At 69.5% G+C, this 6,533-nt stretch carries 5 protein-coding genes; 4 read left to right on the top strand and 1 reads right to left on the bottom strand.

Going from position 1 to position 6,533, the window contains the following annotated elements; translation table 11 throughout:
• The 3 genes from VKH46_09280 to VKH46_09270 form a co-directional block, all read left to right on the top strand.
• A partial coding sequence (locus VKH46_09280) for a Smr/MutS family protein (GenBank protein ID HKB71022.1) occupies positions 1 to 213 on the top strand: 213 nt, incomplete at its 5' end.
• A gap of 70 nt (positions 214 to 283) precedes the next feature.
• A complete protein-coding gene (locus VKH46_09275) occupies positions 284 to 1,684 on the top strand; it encodes a pitrilysin family protein (GenBank protein ID HKB71021.1) in 1,401 nt (466 codons plus the stop codon).
• Complete coding sequence (locus tag VKH46_09270; GenBank protein HKB71020.1) at positions 1,681 to 3,198, top strand: pitrilysin family protein; 1,518 nt, start codon at positions 1,681 to 1,683, stop codon at positions 3,196 to 3,198. The genes VKH46_09275 and VKH46_09270 overlap by 4 nt, the downstream gene beginning before the upstream one ends.
• A gap of 259 nt (positions 3,199 to 3,457) precedes the next feature.
• Here the strand turns inward: VKH46_09270 and VKH46_09265 are convergent, their stop codons facing one another.
• A complete protein-coding gene (locus VKH46_09265; GenBank protein HKB71019.1) occupies positions 3,458 to 5,866 on the bottom strand; it encodes a fused MFS/spermidine synthase in 2,409 nt (802 codons plus the stop codon).
• Positions 5,867 to 5,879: 13 nt separating this feature from the next.
• Here VKH46_09265 and VKH46_09260 point away from each other — a divergent pair, with 13 nt between their 5' ends.
• A complete protein-coding gene (locus VKH46_09260; protein ID HKB71018.1) occupies positions 5,880 to 6,158 on the top strand; it encodes a rhodanese-like domain-containing protein in 279 nt (92 codons plus the stop codon).
• Positions 6,159 to 6,533: the final 375 nt, after the last annotated feature.

Genomic DNA, 6,533 nt, shown 5'->3' with positions numbered 1-6,533 from the left:
TTCCTCCCGGCCGACGTTCCCTCGGCGGTGACCGAGTACCTGGACGCCGCCCGGCCGCTCTTCCACGAGGTCCGGCTGATCCACGGCCGCGGGATCGGCGTCCAGCGCGAGATCGTCCGGTCGCTGCTCGCCCGCCGCGCCGACGTCGAGCGTTTCTTCGACGCGCCGGCCGAGCGGGGCGGGTGGGGGGCGACGGTCGTCGTTTTCCGCTGATCACGGACCGCACTATTCCGCGCGACCTTCGCCGCTGTTAGGATCGAAGCCTTCGATGATTGGAGGAACCATGAAGCCCTTCACCCTCGCGGCCGTCCTGCTGTGGGGCGCCGCCGCCGCCGGAGCGCCCGCTCCCGCCCGGCCCACGCCGCACCCGAAGGCGGCGGCCGCCGCCGAAAAGGCTTTCCCGTTCCGGATCGACCGGAAGATTCTCGCCAACGGCCTGCACCTCTACGCCGTCCATTACGACTCGCCGGGGCTCATCGCCTACTACACGGTCGCGCGGACGGGCTCGCGCAACGAGGTCGAGCCGGGGCACACCGGCTTCGCCCATTTCTTCGAGCACATGATGTTCCGGGGAACCGAGAAGTATCCGGCGGACCGATACAACGAGATCGTCAAGGAGATCGGCGCCGATTCGAACGCATTCACGTCCGACGACCTCACCGTCTACCACCTGCTCGCCGGGAAGGAGTCGCTCCCGACGATCGTCGACATCGAGGCGGACCGCTTCCAGCACCTGCAGTACACCGACGCCGCCTTCCAGAAAGAGTCGCGGGCAATCCTCGGCGAATACAACAAGGGGGCGTCGAACCCGTTCCAGCCCCTCGACGAGAAGCTCCGCGACCTCGCGTTCTCGAGCCACACCTACAAGCACACGACGATCGGGTTCCTCAAGGACGTCGAAGACATGCCGAACCAGTACGACTATTCGAGGCAGTTCTTCGACCGGTACTACCGTCCCGACAACGTCCAGGTGATCGTCGCCGGCGACGTCGATTCGGCGAAATTCTTCGCGCTCGCCGAGAAGGCGTACGGCGGATGGAAGAAGGGACCGGCGCGGCCGGCCGTCCCCGCCGAGCCGCCCCAGAAGAAGGAGGAGCGCGGGGTCGTGCAGTGGAAATCGGCCTCGCTCCCGGTCGTCTTCATGGGGTACCACACGCCGGCGTTCTCGACGACGTCGAAGGACGGCCCGGCGCTCGACGTGCTTTCCGAGCTCCTCTTCTCCGACCGCGCGCCGCTCCACAAACGGCTCGTCCTCGACGAGCAGAAAGTCGACGATCTCGAGGGAGGCGCGGAGAACCACCGCGACCCGTTCCTGTTCGAGGTGGTCGCCCGCGTCAAGCAGGAGAAGGACGTGCCGGCAGTCGAGAAGGACATCGAGAACGAGATCGCGAAGATCGCGGCGAACCCGCCCGACGCGAAGACCGTCGCCGAGACCGTCTCGCACCTGCGGTACGCGTTCGCCCGCGGCCTGAACACGGCGGACCGCGTCGCGGTGACCGCCGCCTACTCGGTCGCGCTCTCCGGCCGCCCCGACGCGTTCAACGACTACTACGCGCTGTTCGGAACGATCACTCCGAAGGACGTCTCCGAGGCCGCACGGAAGTACTTCGCGGCCTCGAACCGCACGGTCGTGCTGCTCCAGCCGCCGAAGGAGAACGCTTCCGAGAAAGGAGAATCGAAGTGAAGACGACGATCGCAATCGCGCTGCTCTCCCTCTCGGTGGCCGCCGCGCCGGCAGGCGCCGCTGCGCCCGCGGGGCCCGCAACCGGCGCAATGGACCGCGTGCTCCTCCCCTCGCCGGCTTCGCCGCTCGTCGCGGTGCGTCTCGTCTTCCGGAGCGGTTCGCAGGACGATCCCGCCGGCAAGGAGGGGCTCGCCGCCCTCACCGCCACGATGATGGCCGAGGGGGCCACGCAGTCGAAGACCTATCCCGAGATCATCGACGCTCTCTACCCGATCGCCGGGGACATCCGCGTGCAGGTCGCCAAGGAGATGACGACCTTCTTCGGCGTGATCCATCGCGACAACCTCACGCGCTACGCCGCGCTCCTCGAGGACGCGGTGCGGCACCCGAAATTCGCCGACGACGACTTCAAGCGCCACCGCCAGGACGCGATCGACGAAATCTCCAAGAGCCTGCGCGGCAACGACGACGAAGAGCTCGGCAAGGAGTCGCTCAACGGGATGCTCTACGGCGGCACGCCGTACGGCCATCCGGAGGCGGGAACCGTCGAGGGGCTGAAGTCGATCACCGTCGACGACGTGAAGGAGTTCTATCGGACGCACTTCACCCGCGACCGGCTGACGGTGGGTCTCGCGGGCGGATACCCGGCGTCCTTCGCCGACGCGTTCGCCGCGTCCTTCGAGGCGCTCCCGGCCGCCGGCGCCCCGCGCGTCTCGCTGCCGGCGCCGGCGCCGCTCTCGAAGACCTCGGTCCTGCTCGTCCAGAAGGACGCGCGCGCCAACGCCGTGTCGATCGGCGCGCCGATCGGACTGACGCGGTCCGACGACGACTTCTATCCGCTCTACGTCGCCAACTCCTATCTCGGCGAGCACCGGACGTTCAACGGGGTCCTCATGAACCGGCTCCGCGGCGTCCGCGGGCTCAACTACGGGGACTATTCCTACATCGAGAATTTCGTCCAGGACGGGTACTCGACGTTCCCGGCGCCGAACATCGCGCGCCGCGAGCAGTTCTTCTCGATCTGGATCCGCCCCGTGGTGCCGGGCAACACGTGGTTCGCCGTCCGCGCGGCGCTGTATCACCTCGACGAGCTCGAGCGGGAGGGGATCCCCGAGAAGGACTTCGAGCAGACGCGCAAGTTCCTCGAGACCTACAACAAGCTCTGGACCCAGAACGCGTCGCGGCGGCTCGGATACGCGATCGACGCGAAGTATTACGGCAAGGACATCCAGGCGGAGCTCGCCCGCCGTCTTCCCTCGATGACGAAGGCCGAGGTCGACGCCGCGGTTCGCAAGTACCTGCCGAAGGAGAACTTCGACGTCGCCGTCGTGACCGACGACGCCGCGAAGTTCAAGGCGCAGCTCGTCTCGGGGGAGCCGACGCCGATCCACTACGACACGCAGGGAACGCCGGAGGCGGTCCTGACGGAGGACCGGACGATCGAGAAGCACCCGATCACCGTGAAGGCCGAGGACGTCCGGATCGTCCCCGCCTCGGAGATGTTCGAGAAGTAGCTCGCGCGGCCGGCGGGTCGCGGGACGGAGGAGGCGAGCGGGGGGACGCGGGTCCTGTCGCGCGGCCGTCCACACGGAGTCGCGAGCGAAGCGAAGCCGCCGACTTCCGCTCGCCCGGCGGGAGAGGGCGTCCGCCGCAGGCGGCCGGGTGAGGGGGCCCGACCGGCGCATTCTGCGGACAGGGTTACAGGGCGATGCGCGGCGGTCGGCTCCCAGAGGGTCGACCGCGCGCCACCCGCCACCGCTCGCGGCGAGATCGCTACGGCTCTCCGGCGGCGATCGGGCGAAGCTCCTCGAGTTGCTCCCGGATGGCGCCGGCCGCGGCGGCGAACCGGGCGCGCACCCGGGCAGCGAGCGGGTCGCCCTCCGAAAGTCCCGTGACGAAAGCGTCGACGGGACTGCGCCGCCGCGCCAGGTCCGCGAGCGTCTCGAACCACGTGCGCTCGGCGCCGATGACGCGTCCGCTCTCGTACTCGACCGTCGGAAGGTCGTCGGTGTGCGGCGGCGTCGTGGCGACCCAGGGCCCCACGTCGCGCGGCGCGAGGATCAGGTTCGAGAGGAGCTCCGCCGGGTCGTCTTCTCCCACGCCGGCGAGATCGGCGCGCACGGCCGGGGTGAGGCGGGCCGCGAACCGCGCGAGGTCGATCGTCGGGGAGGGCGTTGCGACGACGATCGTGAACGCGTTCCCGACGGCGTGCGGATACCAGATGCTCACGTTCGGAAAGACGTCTCGGAACGCGCGAACGATCCCGCGGTAGTCTTCGGGGCGCAGCGCGTACGTCGGGAGCCACATCGAGACGACGCCTCCCGGGCGCAGGCGGCGGGCGCAGAGGCGGAAGTACTCCTCCGTGTAGAGCGCGCCGTTTCCCGCGTAGCGGGGATGGATCGAGTCGGAGAGGATCGCGTCGAACTTCTCCCGCGTGGCGAGGAGGAAGTTCCGCCCGTCGTTGATCACCGCGTGGACGCGCGGGTCCGCGAGCACGCCGTGGTTGACGTCGCGGAAGAAGCGGTCCGACGTCGCGAGGACCTCGGGAGAGATCTCGACGATGCGAATCTCCGTGACGGGGTGCCGCGAGACCGAGTACGCGGTCCCTCCGGAGCCGAATCCGATGTGAACGACGCGCTTCGGGTCGTCGGCGAGCGCGAGAGGCAGGTGCGCCTGGAGCTTCTGCGTCAGCAACAGGTCGGGGGAGGTTCCGGCGACGTTGACGCCGTTCAACTCGAGCGACCGCCACGGGCGGGGGCGTTCGATCCTCTTGACGGCGATCGTCCCGGTCAGCCCTTCGTTCCAGTAGAGGAGGTCCTTCGCCGGGACGTCGGAGAGGACCCCCGCGGAGAGGAGCATGGCGCCGGGCCGCGCGAAGACGATCGCCGCGGCGCAGGCCGCCGCGGCGGCGAGGGGAAGGAGGCTCCGCGGGCGCGCGAGGAACGCCACCGACGCGGCGAGGGCCGCGGTCGCGAACAGGGTGTTCTGGGTGCCGATCGCGGGGATCGCGGCCGTCCCCGCCAGCAGGGCGCCGGCGATTCCGCCGAAGGTGTTCGCCGCGTACAGCCTCCCCGCGCGCCGCGGCGTCTCGCCGGCGCTCCCGCGGGAGGCGCGGAGGAGGAACGCGAAAATCGCTCCGCTCGCAAACGTCGGCGGGACGAGGTAGGCGGCCGTCACGAGGAGACGCGTCAGCAGCAGGTCGCCGAACGTCCTTGCGCGGACGAGTTTCAAGCCGGCGAACAGCAGAGCGCCCTCGAAGCCCCGGAACGCGAATGCCTGGGAAACGAGGAGCGCCGAGAGCGCGAGAGCCGACCAGAAGAGAGCCGCGGCGGGATCGCGCCCGCGGCGCGAGGCCCACACCGTTCCCAGGACGACGCCGGCCAGATAGACCGCGAGCATGAGGGAAAACGAGTAGACCGACGAGCCGAGGTGGAGGACGAGGACGCGCGTCCAGAGGACCTCGTCGGCCAGCGCGACGACTCCGGTGATCGCCGCGGCGGCGATCCACGTCCCTTCCGGGGCGGCTCCGCGGGTTTCGCCGGGCTCTTCGCGGGGCGCGGCGCGCTCGGCCGCCCCGACGAGCGCGACGACGGCGACGAGGAGGCTCACGCACGCGGAGCCGACGAGTGTCGCGTGCACCCCGAACCGGCGGATCGACCAGAATCCGCAGAGCGCCGTGCCGGCGACGGCGCCCGCGGTGTTCACGGCGTAGAGGAGCGCCGAGGCCACGCCGCGTCCGTCCCGCTCGAGGCGTCGGGAAAGGAGGGGATAGCTCGCTCCCATGAGGAACGTCGGCGGAAGGAGCGCGGCGGCGGAGAGGACGAAGCGGACGAAGAAGAGGGTCGCCGGGGCGCCGCCCGCCGCGCGATATCCCGCGACGTACGCCGCATCGACGGCCGAGAAGAGGAGCGGCGTCGAGAGCGCGAAGACGCCGATCCCCGCCTCGACGAGGCCGTACGCGAACATCGGACGTCCGATCCGCGGCGCTCTCTTCGCCGTCCACGCGCTGCCGAGGCCCAGCCCCGCCATGAACACGGCGAGGAGCGTCGCCGTCGCGAGCGTCGTCACGCCGAAGGTCAGGTCGAGGAGCTTGAACCAGACCACCTCGTCGGCGAGCGAGGCGAGCCCGGAAGCGAAGAAGAGGAAATACACGCGGACGTCCGCGCGCGGCGAGGGATGCATGCGCCGGGATTCTATGCGGATATCCGTCAACGACTGGCTCGCCGATTGCTGCTCCGATGGCACGGAGGTCGAAATGCAAACCGCCACCGAAGTCACGCGGGTCACCCCGGAGGAGATCAAGGCGAGAATGGACCGGGGCGAGCCGATCGCGTTCATCGACGCTCGGAATCCACAGGCGTGGGGCGAATCGAAGGAAAAAGTTCCCGGAGCGATTCGCGTTCCGGCGGACGAGGTGGAAGAGCATCTCTCAGAAATTCCACGCGATCGGACGATCGTCGCGTACTGCACCTGACCGAACGAGCATTCGAGCGCCCGTGTGGCGCAGACGCTCCTCGATCACGGTTTCACGAACGTTCATCCGCTCTACGGCGGATTCGACGCGTGGACGAACGCAGGAGGCCCGACGGAGAAGAAAAAGAAGTAGCCGAATAGGGCCAGGCTCGTCTGCAGGAGGCCGACGGCGCCGAAGGCGCGGCGAGGCGCGAGGGCGGGACGCGGGCGCCCGAGCTCGCGGCCGCGGCGTACCGGGGCGTAAGTTAAGGGCGCGGGTCGCGGCGCCCGCGCCCGCCCGCCTCGATGCCTCGCCGCGCCTACCTTTGGAACGCGTAGGAGATCTTGAGGAACAGCTGCCGGTCGTGCCGGGCGAGCTCGTACCGGTCGTTCAGCG

This window comes from Thermoanaerobaculia bacterium (assembly GCA_035260525.1).
In the GTDB taxonomy this organism is placed as follows: Bacteria; Acidobacteriota; Thermoanaerobaculia; order UBA5066; family DATFVB01; genus DATFVB01.
Note: the sequence above shows the minus strand (reverse complement) of the source record. Positions and strands in the feature narration are given on the sequence as shown.